The sequence below is a fragment of the Shewanella piezotolerans WP3 genome (assembly GCF_000014885.1).
In the GTDB taxonomy this organism is placed as follows: domain Bacteria; phylum Pseudomonadota; class Gammaproteobacteria; order Enterobacterales; family Shewanellaceae; genus Shewanella; species Shewanella piezotolerans.
This window is the reverse complement of the sequence record NC_011566.1, coordinates 526,971-551,329: the sequence shown is the minus strand read 5'-3', so window position 1 is coordinate 551,329 and position 24,359 is coordinate 526,971. Positions and strand designations below refer to the sequence as shown.

Genomic DNA, 24,359 nt, shown 5'->3' with positions numbered 1-24,359 from the left:
TTTTTGATCTTCCCCATAACAAGAGCAAGATCAAAAGTTCCTAATGTAACGTGACTTAAGTCAACGAAATACATCGAACAAACAGAGTACAACGAAATGTTCACCTTTGAAAAGGCCACATGAGAGAAAGGCGCTTGAAGATTATGATACTAGCGCCCGATGACGCTATTAGATGTTAGTGATTGATGACTTTCTTGGTAACTTAAAAGAGATAAGCCAAGTCAGTAATAAGAAGGCTGTAGAAATAGCTAAACACGCCCCAAGCCCAGCAACTTGATATACCCAGCCAGACAATATAGTGCCAATAAGCCTACCCATAGCGTTCGCCATATAGTAAAAGCCAATGTCGAGCGAGACACCATCATCCCCTGCGTAGCTGACAATCAAATAGCTATGCAATGAAGAGTTGATGGCAAATACTGCACCGAAGACAACAAGCCAACAATTAGGGCCACTTGGGGAGCAACCCAAGTGCTATAGATTGCCAGAGTTAATACCGCGGTCACCAGCGCCAGTAACCCAGCCCAGATAGTTGCGACTCTGCCGTCAGGCACTGATTTTCTAGTCGTTAGTGATGGCGCGATAGATTGCACCATCCCATAAGCAATCACCCACAGTGCGAGAAAAGCGCCGACACTGCTGTGCTCCCAATTTAGTTGGCTAGCAAGAAACACTGGCAGTGCAATTACGAACCAAACATCTCTGGCTGCAAATAAAAATAACCTCGCAGCAGAGAGAATGTTGACCTTGTCACTCTTAGAAAAGATTTGAGTGAATTTGGGTTTAGACTTAGCTTTACCTAAATCAGCTTTCAAATTCACTAGACTCCACAGCCAAACCACTAGCAAAGCAGCAGCCATAATCGCTATTGCACCAGTAAAGCCTGCCGCTGTGAGCAACACTCCACCAAGAAAGAAGCCTGCACCTTTTAAAGCATTTTTCGAGCCTGTTAGCATGGCTACCCAACGATAAAGTTTATCTTCGGCATCTTTGGGTACCAGAGTCTTTATCGCACTTTTGGCACTCATTTTGTTGAGATCTTTAGCTATCCCAGAAAGAGCCTGTGCAGCCATCACCCAAGGTACGGTCAACATAGCGGTTGGTAGCAATAACATAGACAGTGCGGCAATTTGCAGCCCCAAGCCAATATTCATGGTGCGATTTAGCCCAAGCCTTGCCCCTAGCCAACCACCGACTAGGTTGGTGATAACGCCGAAAATCTCATAGAACAGAAACAGCATTGCAATGGCAAGAGGTGTATAACCTAGGTCATAGAAGTGCAACACCACCAACATACGCAGCGCACCGTCGGTGAGTGTAAAGGCCCAGTAGTTAGCAGTAACTAACAAGTACTGCCGAACACTTTCAGGTAAAGCACGATATTTTTCTAACACGTTTATCAACCTAAGTTTTTTCAAAAACCACAGTAATCACTGACCAATAGAAATCAAGCAGCTCAGCAATATACAGACAGCCCCTACTCTTTGGCGGCCAGGCTATTCCTGATCTTGTTGACCGACCATAATCGCTAGCTCTGCGGTGCGATTAGCGTAACCCCACTCATTGTCGTACCATACATAGAGCTTAACTTGCGTGCCATTAACAACCATGGTTGATGGCGCATCTATAATGCTCGAACGAGGGTCTGTTTTGTAATCAACAGAAACCAAAGGGCGCTCTTCAAAGCCTAGAATGTCTTTTAACTCACCCTGTGCCGCTTCTTGCAGCAGCGCATTAACTTCAGCTTCAGTGGTATCGCGCTCAACTTCAAATACGCAATCGGTCAACGAGGCATTGGCAAGAGGAATACGTACTGCATGACCGTTTAACTTCCCTTTTAACTCAGGGAAAATATGAGTAATCGCCGTAGCACTGCCAGTGGTTGTCGGGATGAGGCTCAAACCGCAAGCGCGTGCGCGCCTAAGGTCTTTATGGGGGGCATCTAGAATCGTCTGCGTATTGGTAATGTCATGAATGGTTGTCATCGAACCGTGCTTTATGCCTATTTTTTCATGAATAACTTTTACCACTGGCGCCAAGCAGTTAGTGGTGCATGATGCGGCGGTCACAATCGGATGAATATCTTTGTTATAAAGTTGATGATTCACTCCCATAACAATATTAAGCACCCCTTCCTCTTTAACAGGTGCAGTAACCACAACTCTTTTAACACCTTGATCCAAGTAAGCTTGCAGTAAGGCTTTGGTCTTCATAACGCCAGAGGCTTCAATGACCACGTCACAACCAGACCAATCTGTTGCCTCAATAGTGTTATTGCGGCTAGTTGCGATCCGTTTATCACCAACAACAATACTTTCCCCCTCTGCAGTCGCTTCTTCAGACCAGCGGCCATGGATAGAGTCAAAAGTCAGTAGATGGGCTAATGTCGCCGCATCGCCAGCGGGATCATTAATCTGTACGAACTCAACATCGCTATGATGCCAAGCTGAACGTAGTGCTAAACGCCCCATTCTACCAAAGCCATTGATACCAATTTTGATTGTCATAGTGATCTCTTTACCTGTTATTTAATCATGTAAGTAGTGCTAGCGATCGAGTTCATGCTCAAGACTAGCGTTCAAAACTATTTCCGATACGGCATCTGCCATATTCAGTGATAACGGCCTAAGCCTCATCAGCAAACATATGTCGACTGCGATTAGCAATTGCCACCAGCGACAACATTACAGGCACCTCTACGAGCACACCAACCACCGTAGCTAGCGCTGCACCAGAGTGTAGCCCGAATAAAGAGATAGCGACGGCTACTGCTAGTTCGAAAAAGTTGGAAGTGGCAATCATGCATGCTGGTGCGGCAATTTTATGCGTTAGCTTGAGCTTTCTCGCTGCATAAAAAGCGATAAAGAAAATGCCATAAGTTTGGATCATTAATGGGATTGCGATGAGAAATATATCTTGCGGCTGCGCAATAATGGTCTCAGCCTGAAAGCCAAATAACAATACAACCGTCGCTAATAATCCAACCATTGACCAAGGTTTTAAGTTGGCAATAAATGCATTCAGCTGAGCATCACTGCCCTTTTTTTGTAAAAGGTGCCGAGTAATAGCACCTGCCACTAATGGCAAAACCACATACAAGCCAACAGATGACAATAATGTAGCCCAAGGCACTTGAATATCACTAACGCCCAGTAACAGAGCGGTGATAGGTGCAAAAGCGACAACCATGACCAGATCATTCACCGACACTTGCACTAAAGTGTAATTAGGGTCACCTTTAGTTAACTGGCTCCAAACAAAAACCATTGCCGTACACGGCGCCACCCCAAGCAATATCATGCCGGCAATATATTCACTGGCAGTTTGTGGATCAACAAACTCGACAAAGAATACTTTGAAAAATAGCCAACCTAATGCCGCCATAGTAAAGGGTTTAATCAACCAGTTAATCACCAAGGTCAGTATTAATCCTTTCGGGCTCTTACCGACATCCTTTACCGCTGAGAAATCGATCTGCACCATCATCGGGTAGATCATGACCCAGATAAGCACTGCGATAACCAAATTAACATGGGCATACTCAAGCCCTGCTACAATGGCAAAAGAGTCTGGAGACAAGTTTCCTAACACCACACCAGCCACAATTGCTAGCCCAACCCAAACACTTAAATAACGCTCAAAAATACCCATAACATCTGACCTAATTTAAAATAGTGAAACAGAATAAAAATAGCTGCCTGTTAGCAGCATTTTTTAGTACGTTCAGGACGATCGCCCATTTGCTTAAGCTGACTTAAGTTATCTTTGATAATCTCATTTTGCTGTTTTGCTAACGTCATTAGAACCTCATTTACCCACGAAGGTAGTTCTGGGTTAACTCGATAAAAAACCCATTGGCCTTGGCGTCTATCAACCAATAATCCCAGTTTGCGCAGTTGTGCTAGGTGGCGAGATACTTTTGGCTGGATCTCATCCAGCGCCGTCATCAACTCACAAACACAAAGCTCTGTTTCTGCCTGTATCAGTAATAAGCTGCGCAGTCGAGTGTCGTCGGCCATCGCCTTAAAAAACGTTAAAGGTGTCATTTTCATTACCCGAAGAGTATAAGTACTAGAGACTGAACATATGAAAAATAGTATATATGTTTTACTGCATATTCAAGTTTGAATTTGAAAAAGTAGCAAAATAGTCGTGAAAATTGAGCTTTAGATCAGTTTACTGCTAAGTTATCTATATGATTTTTAAAATTGTATTCATGTCATAGCAATGAAAATAATGGAAATGTTTTTAACTGTAGCGCTCATAATTTTGCTCAGCGGCTGTGCCAATTTTCGAGATCTGGCCAAAGAGGTCGACATGCTGGAGCAAGTTTATGTCGAATATCAGGTTAATATCGAGTCTGAGCATCAAGTGGAATCATTTGTGTTAGTGCTACTGCAACAAGTCGATGCTGAAACTATTGATGGCTACGAAGTCGTTATTGGCAACAAACAGATTACTGTAACGACAGATGCTCTTAGCAAATATCTATTTACTTTCAACGATGTAAATCATGACTTGCGCTTTCAAGTTGGTGAAGCTTTTTCAATTACCGAATTGACGGGAAAGAGCAATAACCCTAAACGTACAATAACGCTCAGCAAGACGGAGGGGGCTCCGCCAACAGCACTGATTGATAGACCACTCGTTAACCTAGTCGACGTAAAAATTAGCCCGGCTAAAATAGGTGAAAAAGCTCAGCTAACGGAAGAAAAATTCGATCGTGAAACGGCTAATCTTGGTATGTGGAAACCCGTTACTCATCTGCTTGAGGGTAACAGTGGCGTGTTCTTTCTTGATGAGTTTGATAGCAATAAAACGCCTATCCTTTTCATTCACGGCATGAGCGGAACAGCTAGAGACTTTACGCCACTGCTTGCCAACATCGATAGACGGAATTATCAAGTTTGGGTAATGAACTACCCCAGCGGTTTACCGCTTGAATTATTAGCTAATGGCCTTAACAGCCTGATTAAAATAATCGACTATCGCTATAATGTGAAAACTCTACACTTAGTGGCTCACAGCATGGGCGGATTAGTGGCTCAAGCTTACCTCGACCTTTGCCGAAACCAATTAGGTTGTAATGATATTGCCAGCTTCACTTCAATATCTAGCCCTTTTGGCGGAGTCAGCTCAGCTCAAAGCGGCATTGATTACGCCCCTGTTGTCATGCCAGCATGGCGTGACTTAGCCCCGAGTAGTGATTTTGTTGCCAAGCTTTTCTCCAGCAGCGAGCTTCACTCTACAACACCGCCACATCTGTTAATTTTTGGCTATAAGATGAGTGGATTTCTAAACCAAGAGAGTAGCGATGGTGTCATTAGCCTAGCGAGCCAGCTGAATGATAAAGCCCAACAACGAGCTGTCAAAGTTTATGGATTAAATGAAGATCATGTCAGCATTCTTAGTAATGACCAGCTAATCCGAACACTCAAAAGCTTTTGGCAGGAGAGCGAGAAGGCCCATGCCGAAAGATAACCACAAAAAAGGCTTCCAGAGGAAGCCTTTTTTGTTCAGGTATAACGGGCATAGCAAACAACGAATAACCTAGCTACCAGCGATCTTCATTTTATCCATCAAAATTCCGCCTGTGCGAATTGATGAACGAAGATCTCTATCTTTTGCCACTGCCACAATATTGCTATACATATCTTTTAGATTACCCGCGATAGTGATCTCTTCCACTGGGTACAAGATAACGCCATTCTCGACATAAAAGCCTGCAGCGCCTCGTGAGTAATCACCTGTCACCGTATTGACCCCTTGCCCCATCACTTCAGTGACAATCAGCCCTGTCCCCATCTCTTGAACGAGTTGGTCAAATGTTTGTCCAGTTGAAGACAATGTCCAATTATAAATCCCACCCGCGTGCCCCGTGTTGGTTAGTCCAAGCTTTCTAGCCGAGTAACTTGTTAGCAGGTACGTTGCTAAACGACCATTGTCGATAATTTTACGCTCTTGAGTGCCAACACCTTCACTGTCGTAGGCAGCGCTGGCTAGTGCACCTTTTAACAGTGGTTGCTCTTCAATACTAAACCAATCAGGAAAGACTTGAGTATCAACCGCATCTAATAGGAAGCTGGATTTACGATAAATACTGCCACCGCTAATGGCGCCGACTAAATGCCCCATCAAGCCCGTTGCTATCTCAGGTGAAAAAAGTACTGGTAACTCAGTAGTAGGAATTTTACGCCCACCCAATCTGCTGGCAGTCTTGGTAGCAGCTTTCCTACCGATCAACTCAGGCGCCAACATATCAGCGTATTTTCTGGCAACCGTATAATCATAATCACGCTGCATGCCGTTATCGTTTTCACCAATAGCCACACAACTTAGACTATATCGAGAGCTACAATAACCATGTAAGAATCCATGGCTGTTACCATAAACTTTGACACTTGAATGAGCGTTAGCGCTAGCCCCATCGGATATCTGCACACGATCATCAACATCAAGACAAGCCTCTTCAGCCAAAATCGCAATACGCGTTAACTCTTCAGGCGAAACAGTCTCAGGGTGATAAAGGTCAAGATCAGGCAAATCAGTCGCCATCAATGACTTTTCAGCAAGGCCATTAAAAGGGTCCGCAGAAGTAAAGCGTGCAATATCATCAGCCGCTTTTACCGCTTGTTTAATGGCTGCGGGGCTAAGATCTGAGGTTGAGGAGCTGCCCTTGCAACCATCCCTAAATAGCGTGATCCCCAAAGCACCATCTTTATTAAACTCTACCGTCTCAACTTCTTTCATGCGAGTAGAAACAGAGAGGCCTTGCTGCTTGCTAATCGCAACTTCTGCACCAGAAGTACCTAAGGTCTTGGCATATTCCAACGCTATTGAAACGGCGTCTTTAAGGGGAACTAATTCGATATCAATGCTAGGTGAGGACACAAATCTACTCTTCAATAATCGGTAATGACATAAGCATAACAAACCCAAAAACCAATCACATTAAATAACTTTAGCTTTTAGATCGCTCTAATTAGGTTAGGCCAAAAATTGACAGGTCAACTGGCTTTATAAATGTTATTATTATCTTAGTATTTGTAAGAGATTTAAGATATGAAGATTGTCGGTGACTCAGAACACTTCCACCAGCCCTATGACAAAAATGATGATTACGAAAGCAGAGCAGATGCTAAGCGTGAGATCGTCATCTATCAAGAACTAGGTAAAAAATTGATTTTACTTAGTAAAAGTCAGATTGAGAGACTCAATCTAGATGAAATAGTTTATGACAACGTATTAAAAGCGAAGACGATTAAGATCAATACTGAAGCCTATCGTCGTCACCTGCAATATATTGGCAAATTGATGCGCTACGTCGACATTGAAGAGCTACAGCTCGCAATGAAAAATGTATTGAATCAAAACAGCAATGAAAGCGCTAAAACTAACGTTGCAGACAAGACGCGTGATCAGCTGCTGAACGAAGGCGATCCTGCGATTCAAGCATTAATAGAGAAGCATCCACAGCTTGATAGACAGAAGTTACGTCAGTTTGTACGTCAGGCAAAGAAAGAACTGACTAAAAATGCTGATATTACTCTGTCGAAAACAGCGAAAGAGTTAAGTAAATATTTACGTAACGAAATCACAGAATAAGCGTGACTAATCTAGACATTAGCTCCCTGAATAAGTAGTTTATTCAGAGAGCTATTTTTTTGGTCAAATAGGGTGAAAATAGACCTATATATGACTACACAACTCCCCTTCAAACATTACTGTATATAGTTGCACAAGGAATTTGCGAATGCGCCTCACCAAAAAGCTGGCCGCCCTCCCTGTTACTCTTTTATGTTTATCAGCCTTAAGTGGTTGTAATGGCGCCTCAGGCGATAATGAAGATACCGATAATAGCGGTGTTTATAGCCTGTCTTTAAGCTATAAAACTGTGGTTGACGGACAATGTGCAGAAGCTACTGATGCACTTAGTTTCAGTGCCGATAGTTCATTCTGTGCAGTCGCTCACCTTAAGCAAGCTGGCAGTGACCGTAATGGTAAGCTTATCGCCTTCTCAACCAGCTTTGGCGAGCTTTCAGCGGCAACAAAATTGACCAACAGCAGTGGTCTAGCCGAAGTCATTGTTAGTCATTCAGCTGCAAATGAAGGTGCAGGCACTCTAACAGCAAACTTCTCTGAAAATGAAAATACAGCCAGTGGCACTCGTAATTTCGAATTCACCTCAGCCACATCGCCGTCAGAGCCAACATTTAGCTTAAATAGCGCCATCATTAATGGCACTACCATAGTGACTCAATTCAAAGCTGAAGAGACAGTACAACTGCAAGCACAGTTTTTGGATGAACAGGGCTTAGGCGTTGCCGGAAAAATGGCAACTTTCGTGGCCGGTAGTGTAACGCTAACGCCAAATTCTGCACTCACTAAAGAAAACGGTATCGCTCAAGTAAGTTATACCCCAACAGAAAGTGAACTCGGTGCAGCAAACATGTCGGTAACGTTAGAGAGTGACGGTAAAACATATCAAAGCTCTGGTCTTTATGAAGTATTGGCAAAAGATGCAGTCAGTGAAGAGGGTATAATTGTTATCGGCAGTTTCTCTGCTGATGGTGCAACATTTACAGAAAACCAATTAGCCACAACATTACCACTCGTTGATGGCAAATACATGGTTAGCGCTGGCGGCACCTTCGGTGTCACTGCTGATTTAGCAACAAAAAACGATGATGGCAGCTACACTCGGCTACAAACTCCTACCAGTGTAAGTTTCAGCTCAAGCTGTGTATTAAGTAATAGTGCCAGTATCGACTCACCAGTGACCTCACTTTCAGGCACAGCCAGTTCTACTTTCCAGAACAGCAGTTGCAGCGGTAATAGCGAACGCGATGACCAGATCACTGCAACAGTGGTTGCAGGCAACCAAAGCATCGCTGCCAACCTTGATTTCTCACTCGCAAGCCAAACATTAGCTAACTTAAGCTTTGTATCAGCAGAGCCAACTTCAATCCGCATTAAAGGTACAGGTGGCACAGGTTCAAGCGAATCGTCACTGATCACCTTCAAAGTGTCAGATGCCAATGGTCAAGCTATTGCACAACAGCAAGTCGACTTCTCTCTCGATACGAGTGTCGGTGGGATTAGCTTCTCCAACGGTGACACAACAATTAGCAATACCAGTAACTCTAGTGGCTTGGTCAGCGCCAGCGTGCTTTCCGGCACAATTCCAACGCCTGTTCGCGTACTTGCAACTGCGATGGGTACTGATGATGAGAGCGTCACGACACAGTCAGAGCAATTGAGTATTAATACAGGTTTACCGCAACAACTTGGATTTAGCGCATCGGCATCAATATCCAATCCAGAAGCTGGGGATTTCAATGGAGAGAAAGTCTCTATTACCACCTACGCCTCAGACAGCTTTGGTAACCCAGCGCCCGATGACACCACCATTAACTTTACCGCTGAAGGCGGGCAAATTGTTTCTAGCTGTTTAACTGTAAATGGTGCCTGTAGTGTTGAATGGACCTCTGCCAGCCCAAGAGTGCCAGATCACCGTATTACGATTTTGGCCTACGCTCTTGGTCACGAAACTTTTTTCGATACCAATGGTAATAACATATTTGATGATGCCGACGGCGGCTCAGTGGCTTTAGCCTGTTTGGATAGAGATGGCAATGCCGTGGCTTGTTCAGGCAATGGTATGGACATTGAAACATACCATGCGGGTGGTTTTAGCGACCTTGGCGATGCATTCAGAGATGATGATGAATCTTATACTCATACCTCTGGCGAACCTTACTTTAATACTGCAGCCAAAGATAGTTACACTGCAACCGATGGCAAATTCAACGGCCCTCAGTGTGACAGCACCAGCTTATGTGGTGAAGGTTTAGCCAACAAGACTTATATCCGCAAGGCGCTTATTTTGACCATGTCAGGCTCGCAGGCTCATTTCGAAATAAAACAAGATGGCATTACTATCTATAGTGATGGTGATGATGCTGCTGCGATTGTAACCAATGCAATTCCAGCAGGCGCCTCATCCACCTTCAGCATTCGCTTCTTCGACAGTGCCAACCAAATCATGCCTGTTGACACGACACTCAATACCACCGCCAATCAGGGTGAACTTACCGCCGATGCTTACACTGTACCTAACCGCAACGGTATTGGCGGAACGACCACTGGTTTCACGCTAACTAATGATATAGATCCCGCTAGCAGTGGTGAACCAGCCAAGACTAGCCAAGTATCCATTGACGTCGATACACCAAAGTCGGTGAAATCTAGCATCGGTTTTGCGGTTGAGCTCACAGGCACTTAACACTACCGTTAGCTAGCCATCAAAAAACCGCTACAATTGAATTGCAGCGGTTTTTTTGTATCCTGCGAGTCAATTATTCACTAACGCACAGCATTAGCATGCAATGGCTGTTTATCCTACTTCCTCTGCCACAGCCAAACGCTGATTCACACCAAACCAAGCTAAAGCAAAATAGATAGCCGTCATTCCCCACAGTTGCAGCCACTGCGGCATAATACTTTGCCATGATGCGCCCATTTGATTCAGCTCTAACATTGCCATAATGCCGGGTACAGCAGGGAATATTTGTGAAATGGCCACCACAGATTCAGGGATCAAGGCAGTTGGCCATACAAAACCTGACACAAAGAGAATTGGCATGGAGATCAGCAGTAACACCTGTGTCGGCAAATCACGTCGAGTAAAAAGACTACTAAATGCAATTCCCGCCGCCGTCGTTGCCAGCAAAAATGGCAGTAGCAGTAACGCCACTTGACCAAAGCTTGCCTGCAAACTTACATCGTACCAATAGTAACAATAGCCAACATAAAAGCTGGTTAGCAGGCTATAAATCAGCATAAAAGCCACCAGCCGACCACATATCAATTTAAGGGGGTTTATCTGCTGCCAGTAGCCAGCTTGTTGCCACTGGCTTGCTCCAAGAATACTGGTACCTATCAATAGTGTCTGATGCAAGATCAGTAAAAACAGTCCCGGAACGATATAAGGGGTATAGCCTAAACTCGGGTTAAAAGCTGGAATACTATTGAGCTTAATTACATTAAGGCTTTTATCTGCCGCTTGTGCGCCGCTACCTTGAGCCAGTAGACCTGAACGTTGAACATTTTTACCAGCATCAAGACCCGCTGCAATCAACCCTTCCGCTACAGCAGAGTAAATTAGAAAGTAACTCGCATCACCACCATAGCTCAACGTTACCCCGCGCCCAAGTAACAGGTTACGCCTAAAGTCAGCAGGAATAACCAACAGGCCGTGCGCCATGCCTGTTTCTATCCAGCTTTTAGCCTCATCAATGGAACCTACTTTTGCGACCACTTGAATTTTAGCACTGGCATCAGCATGGCGGATAAGCTGCCGACTTAATGAGGAATTATCGTGATCAACCACCACCAGTTGTTGCTCGGTAGGCACTTGATTGAGATAGGGTAAAGGATAGAGAATAGCGTAAAAAAGCACGCCACCAAATACAGTTAGCACTATGGTTTTGTCTGCTAGTATTGCTTTCAACTCGGCGAGAATAAGCTGTAAAAAACTCATGCTAACTCTCCTCTTGGGTCATTGCTATCGCAATATCATCAGCTGACTCAAACCCTTTCTTTGCTAAAAAGCTAATCGGTATAAGCAACAATAAATAGCCCCAATAACTGGCAAACTGTGGCAATGTGGCCAACCAACCTTGGCCATAACTAACAATGGCAACGTGGGTTTCAATATAGTGACTAGTAGGCATAATGACTCGCCACCACTGGGCTAATTCCGGCATCTCATGGGTTGGGAACGTCACCCCCATAAACGCAAACGCAGGTGCAAACATCGCGGTGCAAAAGCTTATGACTCGCGCGCTGTCTTTTAGCGCAAAGAAAATTAATAGAACCATCAGCCATACGGCAAGTAACATGAGTAACTGCGCCACTATCAACAGTGCAATGCTGCCTGCTATAGGCAAGTCTAAATACAGATAGATGAGCGCCAGAATAAAGCCACCGTGTAATAAAACGAGTGGAGTATAAAACAGCACCTTAGCCGCAATCCCTTTCCAAAGCCCCAATGCCATCCATTCTGAAGTGGTATTCCAACGTAGCTCTCGATTCAAACTATTGGCAAACACCATCATTGCGACCAATTGTAATAGCGCAATGAGCACTGGCGGCACCAAAAAACCGACATAGTTATTGTTGCGATTGAACAACGCCGTTGTTTGGCTACTCACTGGACTTAAATTAACAGCAACTTTGGCTTTAGGCACACCCGCTGCCAACTGCTTGATTGCCGCTAACGGTTTTAATCCATCTGCCATACTGGCTTGCAGCTGACTTGAAAGCAATTTCCCCACCAACAAAAACTGACTGTTATATCGAATATCTATAGTTGGGCTTTTTCCGGTCAGTAGATCTCGCTTAAGGCCATGAGGCAGTACTAGCAAGGCATAAACGTCTGCTTGCTGCATCGCTGCAACTGCACTTGCAAGATCGGTATAACTGATAGGCTGCGTGACAGGATTCGCTTGTAATTGCCTCGCTAAGGCACGGGAAACTTGACTTTGGTCCAAATCGACTACAGCCACAGGCAGTTGCCTTGGTAGCCCGGCACTAAAAAGTAGCCACAAACCGAGAATACTGAGTAGCGGAATATAGCTGATAAGTGCTAGCTGCCAAGGATCGTCTAACAGGGCAGTAAGCTCCCTTTTTAGCATGGTAATCACAGTAACTGTCCCGTGCTACAAAGCGTTATAAAGCGAATAGAACTGACATGCCGACTCGTAGATCAGCAATCACTTCGTTGGGGCGTAGTTCGACTTGAAAGGTACGCATATCAAAGTCATGGCCGCTCTCTGTTGCACGCCAAGTTGCAAAGTCGCCCATTACCGCAATATGGCTAACGGTAAATTCGACGTCACGCTCTAGGGCTGGGATAGTCAATGACAGCGTCTGTCCCTGTTTAACCAATTTGAGCTGATCTTCTCTAATTTGAAACACCGCCCAAGCATCGCTCATGTCGATAAGACTCACAACTGGAAAACCGCTTGGAGCAAGCTCACCGGCCTGCAATAATACTTCACTGACCTCGGCATTTTTTGGCGAACGCATCTGGCTATCCGCGAGGATTGCATTGACCTCATTGACTGCGCCTTCAGCCATACGCGCATTACCCGCAGCGGCAGCTTTAGTTTCATCGCGAGCACCTTCATCAGCCATCTGATACATGGCTAATGCCGCTTGCTCTGTGTATTTAGCCGCTTGCCATTGCGTGAACGCTTCATCTCGCTTCTGTCTCGCCAATACGCCTTCGTTAAATAACGCTTCGACGCGTTCAAAAGTGGTGCTGGCAAGCTTGGAAGCCGCTTGCGCTTTTAGCCACTGCTCCTTTGATGCCATGATTTGCTGTTTGCGAGCTCCGTTATCGGCTTCTTGCTGCATCGCTTTAGCAGCATCACGCCCCCCCTCAGCTTGCATCAGCTTGGCCTGCAGCTCAGGACTGTAGATAGCATACAGGAGATCACCTTGATTGACTTTGTCACCGCGGCGCACTAGTACCTGCTCAACCCGGCCAGGTACCTTAGAGGAGATATTATATTCACGCGCTTCTATCTGCCCCTGTAAAACTTGAGATTTCGGCGTATAAGCTAACACTAAGCCGTAAGCGAGTATCCCTATGAGCGCAATAAAAGCGACTGCTGCCAAGATGCGATTAGTGCGCATTATATTCCCCTTGCTTAAAGCTTCTTCCAATAAATTCATCTAACTGACCGCTAATCGCCATCAGTCTTGCATAGGCTTGTACATAGCGATATTGCGCGCCAAGTTGCTGAGTTTCAACGGCTGTGAGCTTAAGCTCTGCATCCACTTTTTCGATAGAAGTTGATAGCCCCTGCCTGAAGGCAATATCTCGTAGTCGCTTATTTTCTTCTGCCAAACTCAGGGAGGTATTCAGCGAGACCACCTCCTCCTGCGCTTGCAGTAACTGTCGATAGCTTTGTTCCAGTAATAGATTTAAATCTTGTTGAGTTTGTGCTTTTGTATATCTAGCCTGTAACAGTGCGCTCTTAGCGGCTTCGACTTTACCACTGCGACCATCTCGGCTAATCAGTGGAATATTCACTCCAACGCCGACCATCCAATCGGGTTCAACTTTAGAGAACAAACTATCATCTTCGTAAAGAGTGTAATTACCGTATAGGAAAACAGTTGGATAGTAACTTCCCTTCTCGACACTTATTAACCCTTGAGCTTGCTCCTCTTTCGCAGCTAACAACTTCAAAGCCGGATGCTGATTCATGGTCAATTGAGACAATTGCGGCAGTGACGGCGCATTATTTAGCATAAACATTGACGAGGTTGCATCGACTTGACGCTCATGCAGCATACGAGACAGCGCGATCATTGCCATTTCAGCTTGGCGTTTAGCGCTACCGTAACTGACCTTAGCATTTTCAAGTGCAACCTGTGCATTGAGTCGCTCGACCTTAGCTATTTGCCCTTGCTCCTCTAGCTTTTGTGCATGGGATGCATGCTGCGTGAGGGAATCAACCAACTGCTTTTGAGTCTGAGCTAAGGTTTCGGTTACCGCTACAGCGTAATAGCGATCGACTAGACTGACGAATAGATCCCGAGTGGTTAGCTTTAGCTGCTCCTCTTTCTCGGCAACGTGGGCTTCATGAATCGCTTGTGCAGCGGTAATCTTTCCGCCGGTATAGATTGGCCACATCGCCTGTAAGCTCGAACGGAAAATATCTTGCTCGGTAAACGGAGTGATAAACATTGACGATGGGATCCCTGCTAACGCCCCCCCTAAAGCAGGCGGAAGTGTCGCGGGGTCCATTGATGCCAAGGGGTTTAGGTCGCGCAGATCTAACTCTATCGGTTTCTCTAGCCGTGTGTAACTTCCCTTTAAACTTATTGAAGGTAAGTTCATGTCTTCGCCAGCGACTCTTTCAGCCTCTGCACGATTAACCTCTTGCGTACCAGCTTGCAACTTATCACTCACTTGGAGCAACTGTTGCCAAGCTTGATCAAAAGCTATCGGTTTAGCTTGTATCGACAGCGGAAAAACTAACAAAATAGCACAAAGCGAACGTTTCATTGGCACCTCTAGAGCTTATACTCTATTTAATGTGCGGATGGTATCATTGCTAACCGCCATTGCGCTAGGATCTAGTGCAATGACTGATACCAATTGCATTAAAAGTTTGACCATTCAGCGGGAATTCAAAACTCTGTAGGCAAGTAGTGGGATTTGAGCTAATAGTTATTCTCGGCTCTGGCATCCTGCTTCGCTCTCGATAATTGCTCCTGCATTATTCTACCTTCGACCATCCTTGGTCTCGTACCTCCTAAATCTGACCGCCAAGGAGGGCCGGAATGTCTTATTTTGTATGGAACAAAATAGACCATTTAGTCGTATATCCAAATCCCATAGCGAAGCATACAGCGTTTGCCAATTTGTTTAACCTCAGCCGCACTACGTGAGCCCTTCAGTCTTTCCACTTCTGCTTTGCATTGGCTTAAAAGGGAATAACCATTTCTTTACCAATGCGCTTTGAATTGAAAAGGCTGAGGGCTCTGAAATGGTCAAATACTTAATGCAATTGGTATGACTACTAAATCCTAGTTTACTTTGAATATTTTGCTTCTACAGAAGTTGCTTAAGCGGTACCACCAACGGTCAATTTATCCAGTTTAAGAGTAGGTTGACCAACTCCAACTGGCACACTTTGCCCATCTTTACCACAAACTCCGACGCCTTTATCCAGTGCTAGATCATTACCGACCATCGAAATCTGCCCCATAGACTCAGGGCCATTACCAATTAAGGTTGCGCCTTTAATTGGCTGGGTAATTTCACCGTTTTCAATAAGGTAGGCTTCAGAAGCAGAAAAAACAAACTTCCCTGAAGTTATATCGACCTGACCACCACCAAAGTTAGGTGCGTAAACCCCCTTCTTAACAGACTTGATGATCTCTGCCGGATCAGAATCCCCTGCTTCCATGTAGGTGTTAGTCATACGTGGCATCGGCAGGTGAGCATAAGATTCACGGCGACCATTACCAGTCGAACGTTCACCCATCAGGCCTGCATTAAGCTTATCTTGCATGTAGCCTTTTAAGATCCCATCTTCAATCAGCACTGTCTTTTGGGTTGGCGTACCTTCATCATCAATGCTCAATGAGCCGCGGCGATCGGCAATAGTGCCATCATCAACTACAGTAACCAATTTAGAGGCCACCTGCTGCCCTACCTTGCCGCTAAAGGCGCTGCTGCCTTTACGGTTAAAGTCACCTTCTAAGCCATGACCTACTGCTTCATGCAATAACACCCCGGGCCAACCTGCGCCTAATACCACCGGCATTTCACCCGCAGGAGCATCTATCGCTTGAAGATTAACTTGCGCTTGGCGCACAGCTTCTCGGGCAAAAGCAAAGCAATAGGGTAGACCATCGTCGCCATCAGCCAGCAAGACATCGTAACTATGACGCCCGCCACCACCAGAGCCACCGCGCTCGCGCTTGTCACCCTCTTGTAAAATGACACTGCAATTAAAACGAACCAATGGTCTGATATCGGCTGCCAATGTGCCATCACTGGCTGCAACTAATATCTCCTCGTGCACTCCAGATAAACTCACTACCACCTGAATGATCCGTTCATCCAGACTTCGAATATAGGCATCAGCCTCTTTTAGAAGGGCAATTTTTTTAACCTCTTCCATCGCTGCGATAGGATCAGAGCTCAGATAAAGTGCTTTATCATGTTGCTGCTTCCAAGCATTCACCTTGCCACTGCCACCAGAGATCGCAATGCCGCGGGCAGCGGTTGCTGCAGCGTCTAAAGCTGCTGGATTGATTTCATCAGCGTAGGCAAAACCGGTTTTCTCACCGGTTATGGCTCTAACACCCACGCCACGTTCAATATGAAAACTACCGTCTTTAACAATGCCATCCTCTAGCACCCAAGACTCGTGACGACTACCTTGAAAATAAAGATCAGAGAAATCAATCTTGTGCTCATGGATACGCTTCAAATAGCTTTGTAGATCATCTATAGCTAATCCATCTTGCAGAAGACTTTGTCCAACTTGGGTTAAAAATGACATCAATTCTCTCTCTTCGACCAAATTTAGTTCTATTTAAAAGGCGCTTAACAATAAGCAGCTCTATATGATTTGATATTACATGCTAAAACCCATTAGTTTTAGCTTAAGCTTACTCGCTCAATCTCGGTGACTGAAAACGATTATGGTTGATTATTGGCATTTTAGCGCGAACATCTACCAACTCACTCATATCCAGTTCTGCACTCAGCCAGCCCGTTCCAGTCGGCTTTTCAGCAATAACATTTCCCCACGGGCCAATAATCATACTTTGCCCCCAAGTTTCACGTCCACCTTCGTTATGAACTCCCCATTGCGCTGCGGCTAAAACAAAACATTGGGTCTCGATGGCGCGAGCTTGCAGCAGTACTTGCCAATGCGCTTCACCTGTCACTTTAGTAAAGGCGGCTGGCAGTGCAATAATCTCAGCTCCCGCTTCACGTAACGCTCTAAATAGATCGGGGAAACGAATATCGTAGCAGATCGACAAGCCGAGTTTACCAAAGGGAGTATCAACGACCGTGATATGTTTACCCGGACAGAACGCATCACTTTCACGATACTGCTTGGTGCCATCAGACACCTCTACATCGAATAGATGCAGCTTATCGTAAAAACCCAATATGCTGGAATCGGTGTCAAATACATAACAGCGGTTATAGATACGGCCGTCTTCAGCCAGAATAGGAATACTGCCAGCGACAAGCACTATGCTGTATTTCGACGCTAACGCAGCTAAGGCTTGCTTCAGCTGACTGTGAGCTTCATCGGTGGCATATTCTAGCTGTTGGCTCTCTCGCCCACCAAACAGCAAGCAGCACTCAGGTAGAACCACCAGCTGCTTGCTTTCAATGTGACGCGTTAGCTGTTTAAGCTGCGACTCGATGAATGCTAGATTCTCGGTTACGCTGCGACTGCTTTGACATTGCAGTAGGTTCACTTGCATCAGACTCTCCCTGTATCAACTTCAAAGTGGGTTGCCCACTAACTGGCTCAAAGTTGGATTGCTCAGCCGCTTTCTCAGCTGGATTTGGTTGTGTTGGAACGCCTTCAGCTTGTGGGCTCGCGGCAGCTTCCACGGCAATTTGTTCATTCAGCTCTGATGGAGGACTTTGACTGCTCTCCACTTCGGAGCTTAACTCTGTAGGGCTCGAAGTAGGCTCAATAATGCCGCCCTGCTCCCCAGCTTTGCTCGTTGGCTCTATAGCCTTTTTAGGCAATACAGACTCAGGAATTTCAATCTCTTTACTCTTACGCGATAGCTCTTCAAGTTTAGGCTCAGACATGGTGCCGGTTAACCTAAAGCGGATCTCGGAGATAACCTCAATGACTGGTTCCAATACTTTCGTTAGTGCAAAAGCGCCAAGACCTAATGTCCAACCACCGGTACTAAGTAGCACAACGGTTGGCACGCTAGAGGCAAGTTTAGGCACAAAACGAATGTCGTAGTTCAAGCTCTCGCTCATTAAATTGGTATAGCCGCGTACCCGCATATTACCGGCGACCGCTTTCATTTCGGTATCGGTGGTTTTTACCACCCCGTTATCCAACTTCAATGTCCCCGTAAATGAGTCAAAATATAACCCTTTGCCAAATACATCAGAAAAATCGAGAGACAATTTACGCAGTAATGAGTCAAGGCTAAATAACGAGAATATCCGTGCGCCTTTATCACTGACCTCAGATAGATGTCCTTTACCAAGTTCAAAGCCGATTTGTCCGTTTAATGTCTCTAGCGAAAATGCATAAGGCGCGCCGCTCCAAGAGATCTCTCCGGTCACCGCAGTCGGTGCATCTTTCAAACCTGGATCAAAACCAAGTTGCTTTGAAAGGTGATCAAATTTTGTCGCATCCAGTGTTAAACTAAATGACGTTAAGCTTTCACCATCCAAGATAGACCAAGTGCCATTACCTCTAAGGCTCACCTCATCAGTTGTCATAGACAAGGTTTGAATATTATAAGTATTCTCTTTAGGTGTAGCTTGCAATACTAGGTGCCCCATAGGGCGATCAAACATCCTAAAGTCATCGACATCAACAGCCAAGGGCGGCAGATTTGCTAACACGGTATCGGATTTATAATGCGCGGTTTCATCTGGTTTAGCTTCTGGCGACAGATATAGTTTACTGGACACAATTTTAAGACCCTGCTTAACCCAATCAGGGTAAAAATCAATCCTGCCATCAAACTGCTCCGATGTAGCATCAAAGCGCCAAGAATGTTCTGTTGGTGCAGCGCTAAAATGCAGTTCATTGAGCGCTTGCCCCATCAAATCAAGTTCATTAAAGTTCGCATCAATTGACACCAATGGTGGGAAAAAGCTCTTAGAAGTAACGGTAGTGTCAGTAGCTAACTCTGATTTAGCCGTGAACCCCTGAATAATCGGTAACCATGGTGAGAACTCTGTTTTATCGAGTTCTATCTGTAAATGCCCCTGTTTCTTACGCAGTTGATCACCAGGTTTAAATAAACGGCCGAGGAGCAGATCAAAATGAGCCAAGCCGTTACCAGATTCAACATCAAAGCCTCCCCAAAACTCTAATTGCTTATTGAGCTTAATCCCTAAAGATGACTGTTTATTATCACCGATAAGCTCGGCTGTAAACGCTGCAGCTTGCTCGGATGACTTAGCAAATGGAGCTGGTAAATCAAACTCAGTGCCAATGAGGTCACTGTCCACTCTTGCTTGAATTCGATAGCCAGTGGGGTCAAAAATAAGCATCAAACCGCCAGACCAATCGACATTGCCCTTATAGTAATCACTCAATGGATTATTAAGCTCAACGGGCAAATTGGCCAGCTGCCACTGACCTGCTAGATCAACATTAACCGCATAGTTTTTATTTACGTTACCCGTATCAAAACTAAACTGTAACGGTTGTCCGTACATCAAGGCACTAATGTCGCTACCTGTCACCACATCATTGGTGAACTGCACTTGCCCTGTGACACTTTCCAGCGCGATACCAGGCTCACTAATGAAAACAGGTGTTTTATCAAAATCTACCGTGCCCTTAATGACAGCATCTGCGCCATCATATAACGGAATACTAAGATCAAGTTCACCGGTAATGTCACCATTAATCTGCACCACATCAAGGGTTGAACCCACGGAGCTTTTTAAAGGAGACTGTTGAATAACAGCGTTAGCAGCTGCAGCCTTAGTAGCTAAATCGGCTTTTACCACCAGCAGACTTTCATGGCTCATAGAGGGAATACCAATATAGGCACCCGCGGCAGACACATCCATCAATTGACCTTTATTGACCCACAAATCCATCGCTGCATTCTCAAACAGCGCAGACAGATTGAGATCAGAGACAGCTGGCCAAGTCTGTTGGAACTCAAAATTGGCTTTATCGAGTGTAAAGCCTGCTTGGAAAATACCAGCGCTTTGCGCATAAGGGTAATCTTTAAAAGCGCCATGCCACACAATCACGGCATCGTCAGTTTTACCAGCCTTCAACGCCCCTGTTAAATAAGTCACTAAGCCATCACTCATCCCTTTTAGTGGAAAGTAGCGATGTGCATTGGCAACATCATTGATCTTAAGTTCAGCTAACAACGCCATGTGAGCGGCATCAGAAAATTCTAGTCGAGTTGAGGCATCAAGTGAAATATCGGCGTTACTAAAATGTACTTTGGGTAAGGTTAGTGCCGAAGTTTGGAAATCAAACAGACCAGAGAATGCTTCGCCATCTAACGCTAAAGGAGCCTCAAAACCATCATCAAAGTCGACAATGTACTGCTGCTTAGGCAATAGAAAACTGAGTGACTCACCCGTTACCACCAACTTGGCATCAATAGGACTAAGACCAGGGATCCCATCATGCGCTTGCCAACTAACACCATGAATATCAGCCGACAAATTAGGAGGCTGGTTTGCTCGAGCCCACTGAAAGTGAGCGTTGTCTATTTCCCCTTTGGGATCTAAAGATTGCCAAGTATCTAAGGCGGCCAAATCAACCCCAGGAATAAGTGGCAATAAAGGCAATATAGTGGCGAGATCTAACTGGCTTAAATAAGCGTCGATACTATCGCCATCTTGCTTAGCACTGAGTATAGGCAACGGCCAATGCTCGCCATTAGTCGCAAACGTAAGAGCATGACTGCTAACCTGCCAGCCACTCTCATTAGGCTGCCAGCGCATAGCGCCCGATTTAATTTCAAACTTTTGCGCTTCGTCATTTAAGAACCATTCCAACCAGCTAGGCTGAAATGCTACGGTCGCATCCTGTATCTCTCTGTTGGCAAAGCTAATCCACGCCTCTAGATTAACCACACCTTCGAGCTGCAATTTCTTATCCGCATCAAAAGGATCTGGCTGGCGTGATGCCCACTCACCGATATCAAGCGATTCAGCAGCAAGATAAAACTGACCGGCTAAAGATTCTGGTTTATAGCCATCGCCCTTGATATCAACACTTAAAGACAGCAGTTCAACCTCGGATGCTTGCTCATCCAAAAACAATTTACCTTGACCACGATGGCGCTGGGCAGAATTACGCCACTTCATATCTTTAATAAAAATAGGTCGATACTGATGTTTACTGCTCAATAATTGAAGGCGAGCATTGGCAATTGAGAAACGATCTAACTGTTCCAGCATCAGCTGATAAATCCAGTCAGTTTCCATCTTTGTATCTGATGAGGTCGATGTGGATGCTAATCGATCTAGATCGACCGCCACATGGGCACCATCAAAAATGACATCTTCAATCTGCGGTGTTGCTGTTAGCAGGCTTTGCCAGAAATCAAATTTAAAGTGGACTTGCTCAAAGAGCAGTGTAACCGGGAGATTCTCTTGTGAGGGCAATACAAAGTTCTTGACGGTTAATGCAGGGCCAAACGCTTGCCACTCAGCCTGCAATTTGCCGACCTGAACCTCGACTTGATACTGCTCATAGATGTAATCGACCAGCTCTAATCGAACTTGATCAAGTTGCGGCAGCAAACCTCGAAACAAGCTAACGACTAGCGCAAAAAGCACCAGCACAATAGCTAGAGACTGTAGACAAACTCTTGGAAAATTAAATTTAACCGACTTGGGTGGCACTACATTATCACCACATCAAATTTATTCTGAGCGTACATAGGCTCATTTTGCAAGCGCACTCGTTTAGAGATATACACCTCGAGCTCAGCTAAAAGATGGCTCTCGTCACCTTTAAGGCTGTGGTATACCGCTGGCGCGCAATAAACTAGGAACTCATCGGCGTCATAGCCGCGATTCAAGCGAATTATTTCTCTGAAGATTTCATATGAAACTGTCTCTACCGTTTTTAAGCTTCCAGTCCCAAGGCAAGAGGGGCATTCGCCGCACAGCACATGCTCTAGACTTTCACGGGTACGCTTACGCGTCATCTCAACCAAGCCAAGGCCTGAAAAACCACTAATATTAGTCTTAACTCTATCGACCGACAATGCAGCTTCAAGGCTAGAAAGAACCCGCTTTTGATGCTCAGCTTCTTGCATATCAATAAAGTCGATAATGATAATGCCGCCTAAATTACGTAGCCTTAATTGGCGGGCAATCGCTTGGGTCGCTTCAAGATTAGTGTTGAAAATAGTTTCTTCTAGATTTCGGTGACCAACAAAAGCGCCAGTATTGATATCAACCGTTGTCATCGCTTCGGTTTGATCGATAATCAGGTAGCCACCAGACTTTAGCTCGACCTTACGGCCTAATGCGCGCTGCACTTCATTTTCGACATCATAGAGGTCAAAAATAGGGATAGGACCATTGTAGTGTTCAAGTTTATTGGCAATTTCTGGCATAAACTCATGGGCAAACTGCTGTAGCTCTTCATAGGTCTGATTAGAATCAACTTGAATTTGGTCAAGCTCAGTACCGACAAAGTCGCGTACGATTCGCACTGGCAGAGCCAAATCTTGATAGAGTAATGATACTCCTCGGCGCTTACGACGCTCGCTGACTTTAGCCCAGACACGCCTTAAAAAAGCGGCATCTTGCACCAGCTCATCTTCGCCAGCACTCTCTGCTGCGGTGCGGATAATAAACCCACCATCATCATCAACAAAGGGTTCAGTTATTTTCTTTAGTCTTGCGCGAATTTCTTCACTTTCAATACGCTGAGAAACACCGACATGGCTAGAACCAGGCATAAAGACCAGATAACGAGATGGCAGAGTAATATCGGTAGTTAAGCGAGCGCCTTTAGTACCAAGAGGATCTTTAACCACCTGCACCATAATATCCTGGCCCTGTCTAACAAGCTCAGCAATATCACGTACAACAAAATTGCCTTTCTCCACATCTGCAACACACTCTGTATGCGGCACGATATCCGAGGCATGCAAAAAAGCGGCTTTATCTAAGCCAATATCGACAAATGCAGCCTGCATACCAGGCAGTACGCGGCTAACCTTACCTTTATAGATATTGCCCACCAAGCCGCGCTTCATGCGTCGCTCGATATGAACTTCTTGCAATACACCGTGCTCAACCAAAGCTACTCGAGCCTCAGTTGGTGTCACATTGATCAGTAGTTCAGAACCAATTTTTCTCTGGACTCTACCTGGCACGATTCGACCTGTATTCAAAACTCACCCCACTTAGGGAAATAGCTAACTTAAAAAGGATTCGACGCTACTGAGTATTTTCATAACCAAAAATCTTTCTTATTATTAATTTGTAGGGTTATAAAACTTTCAACTCACACAACAACGCACGGGTTTCTACCAAAGGTAACCCAACTACTGCGGAATAACTTCCCTCAATAGCCTCTACAAAACTGCCTCCAAGTCCTTGGATCCCATAAGCTCCAGCCTTATCCATAGGCTCTCTAGTCGCGATATAAGCTAAAATATCAGCTTCAGTCATAGCGCAAAAATTAACGCCTGTTGTGACCAGCTTACTAAGCGTTTTATCGCCATCGGTAACGGCTACAGCGGTCATCACTTGATGTGCTTCGCCTGATAACTGAGTTAGCATGGTTTTAGCATCAGCATCATCTACGGGTTTGCCCAATATCTTGTCACCTTGCACCACGATGGTATCGGAGCCCAGCACCACGATCTGGCCACGTTCGGGATGAAGCTCGAGACCTGCAAGCGCTTTTTCTGTTGCTAAGCGCACCACAAAATCTTCAGCTAACTCACCAGCACGATGGCTCTCATCGATATCTGTAGCCAGAATATCAAAACTAAATGACGCGTTATCAGTTGAGTTCAAAAAGCCTAACTGAGCCAATAACTCTTTACGTCTTGGTGATGCCGAAGCGAGTACTAACTTCATTCTACAA

General features: G+C 45.2%; 16 protein-coding genes and 1 pseudogene. 3 read left to right on the top strand and 14 right to left on the bottom strand.

Annotation, left to right across the window (positions count from 1 at the left end; genetic code table 11):
• Window positions 1-168: 168 nt before the first annotated feature.
• The 4 genes and pseudogenes from arsJ to SWP_RS02395 all read right to left on the bottom strand — a co-directional run bounded on the left by arsJ (window position 169) and on the right by SWP_RS02395 (window position 4,046).
• Window positions 169-1,394: pseudogene (gene arsJ, locus SWP_RS02410) on the bottom strand (organoarsenical effux MFS transporter ArsJ).
• Between the two features lie 102 nt (window positions 1,395-1,496).
• Entirely contained in the window at window positions 1,497-2,507 is a 1,011-nt protein-coding gene (locus SWP_RS02405; RefSeq protein ID WP_020910735.1) for an ArsJ-associated glyceraldehyde-3-phosphate dehydrogenase, read from the bottom strand.
• 118 nt (window positions 2,508-2,625) lie between these two features.
• Window positions 2,626-3,651 carry an ACR3 family arsenite efflux transporter gene (gene arsB, locus SWP_RS02400; RefSeq protein ID WP_020910734.1) on the bottom strand — a complete coding sequence of 342 codons (1,026 nt, stop codon included), beginning with the start codon at window positions 3,649-3,651 and terminating at the stop codon, window positions 2,626-2,628.
• A 50-nt stretch (window positions 3,652-3,701) separates the two neighbouring features.
• Window positions 3,702-4,046 carry a metalloregulator ArsR/SmtB family transcription factor gene (locus SWP_RS02395; protein ID WP_044555587.1) on the bottom strand — a complete coding sequence of 115 codons (345 nt, stop codon included), beginning with the start codon at window positions 4,044-4,046 and terminating at the stop codon, window positions 3,702-3,704.
• A 190-nt stretch (window positions 4,047-4,236) separates the two neighbouring features.
• Here SWP_RS02395 and SWP_RS02390 point away from each other — a divergent pair, with 190 nt between their 5' ends.
• Window positions 4,237-5,481: an alpha/beta fold hydrolase gene (locus tag SWP_RS02390; protein WP_228371102.1), complete on the top strand. Its 1,245-nt coding sequence runs from the start codon at window positions 4,237-4,239 to the stop codon at window positions 5,479-5,481.
• 69 nt (window positions 5,482-5,550) lie between these two features.
• Here the strand turns inward: SWP_RS02390 and pmbA are convergent, their stop codons facing one another.
• Window positions 5,551-6,891 carry a metalloprotease PmbA gene (gene pmbA, locus SWP_RS02385; protein ID WP_020910731.1) on the bottom strand — a complete coding sequence of 447 codons (1,341 nt, stop codon included), beginning with the start codon at window positions 6,889-6,891 and terminating at the stop codon, window positions 5,551-5,553.
• A 171-nt stretch (window positions 6,892-7,062) separates the two neighbouring features.
• Between pmbA and yjgA the strand changes: the two genes are divergently transcribed.
• Window positions 7,063-7,605 carry a ribosome biogenesis factor YjgA gene (gene yjgA / locus SWP_RS02380; RefSeq protein WP_020910730.1) on the top strand — a complete coding sequence of 181 codons (543 nt, stop codon included), beginning with the start codon at window positions 7,063-7,065 and terminating at the stop codon, window positions 7,603-7,605.
• A gap of 148 nt (window positions 7,606-7,753) precedes the next feature.
• On the top strand, window positions 7,754-10,285 hold the full coding sequence (locus SWP_RS02375) for an Ig-like, group 1 (protein WP_020910729.1): 2,532 nt from the start codon (window positions 7,754-7,756) through the stop codon (window positions 10,283-10,285).
• Between the two features lie 111 nt (window positions 10,286-10,396).
• On the opposite strand, the gene SWP_RS02370 is transcribed toward SWP_RS02375, so the two are convergent.
• From SWP_RS02370 to SWP_RS02330, 9 genes are all read right to left on the bottom strand, one after another.
• Window positions 10,397-11,542, bottom strand: coding sequence for an ABC transporter permease (locus tag SWP_RS02370; protein ID WP_020910728.1), 1,146 nt, complete (start codon window positions 11,540-11,542; stop codon window positions 10,397-10,399).
• A 1-nt stretch (window position 11,543) separates the two neighbouring features.
• Complete coding sequence (locus SWP_RS02365; protein ID WP_187148553.1) at window positions 11,544-12,698, bottom strand: ABC transporter permease; 1,155 nt, start codon at window positions 12,696-12,698, stop codon at window positions 11,544-11,546.
• A 34-nt stretch (window positions 12,699-12,732) separates the two neighbouring features.
• A complete protein-coding gene (locus SWP_RS02360) occupies window positions 12,733-13,704 on the bottom strand; it encodes an HlyD family secretion protein (protein ID WP_020910726.1) in 972 nt (323 codons plus the stop codon).
• Window positions 13,694-15,085 (bottom strand): TolC family protein, encoded by a 1,392-nt coding sequence (locus tag SWP_RS02355; RefSeq protein ID WP_020910725.1) that lies wholly within the window; start codon window positions 15,083-15,085, stop codon window positions 13,694-13,696. Before SWP_RS02355 ends, SWP_RS02360 begins: the two co-directional genes overlap by 11 nt.
• 562 nt (window positions 15,086-15,647) lie before the next feature.
• Window positions 15,648-17,096 carry a metalloprotease TldD gene (gene tldD, locus SWP_RS02350; protein WP_020910722.1) on the bottom strand — a complete coding sequence of 483 codons (1,449 nt, stop codon included), beginning with the start codon at window positions 17,094-17,096 and terminating at the stop codon, window positions 15,648-15,650.
• A 109-nt stretch (window positions 17,097-17,205) separates the two neighbouring features.
• Window positions 17,206-18,039 (bottom strand): carbon-nitrogen hydrolase family protein, encoded by an 834-nt coding sequence (locus SWP_RS02345; RefSeq protein WP_020910721.1) that lies wholly within the window; start codon window positions 18,037-18,039, stop codon window positions 17,206-17,208.
• Window positions 17,963-22,150, bottom strand: a complete 4,188-nt coding sequence (locus SWP_RS02340; RefSeq protein WP_044555585.1) for a YhdP family protein — start codon at window positions 22,148-22,150, stop codon at window positions 17,963-17,965. Before SWP_RS02340 ends, SWP_RS02345 begins: the two co-directional genes overlap by 77 nt.
• On the bottom strand, window positions 22,150-23,616 hold the full coding sequence (gene rng / locus SWP_RS02335; RefSeq protein WP_420804963.1) for a ribonuclease G: 1,467 nt from the start codon (window positions 23,614-23,616) through the stop codon (window positions 22,150-22,152). The genes SWP_RS02340 and rng overlap by 1 nt, the downstream gene beginning before the upstream one ends.
• A 139-nt stretch (window positions 23,617-23,755) precedes the next feature.
• Complete coding sequence (locus SWP_RS02330; RefSeq protein WP_044555584.1) at window positions 23,756-24,352, bottom strand: Maf family protein; 597 nt, start codon at window positions 24,350-24,352, stop codon at window positions 23,756-23,758.
• Between the last annotated feature and the right edge of the window lie 7 nt (window positions 24,353-24,359).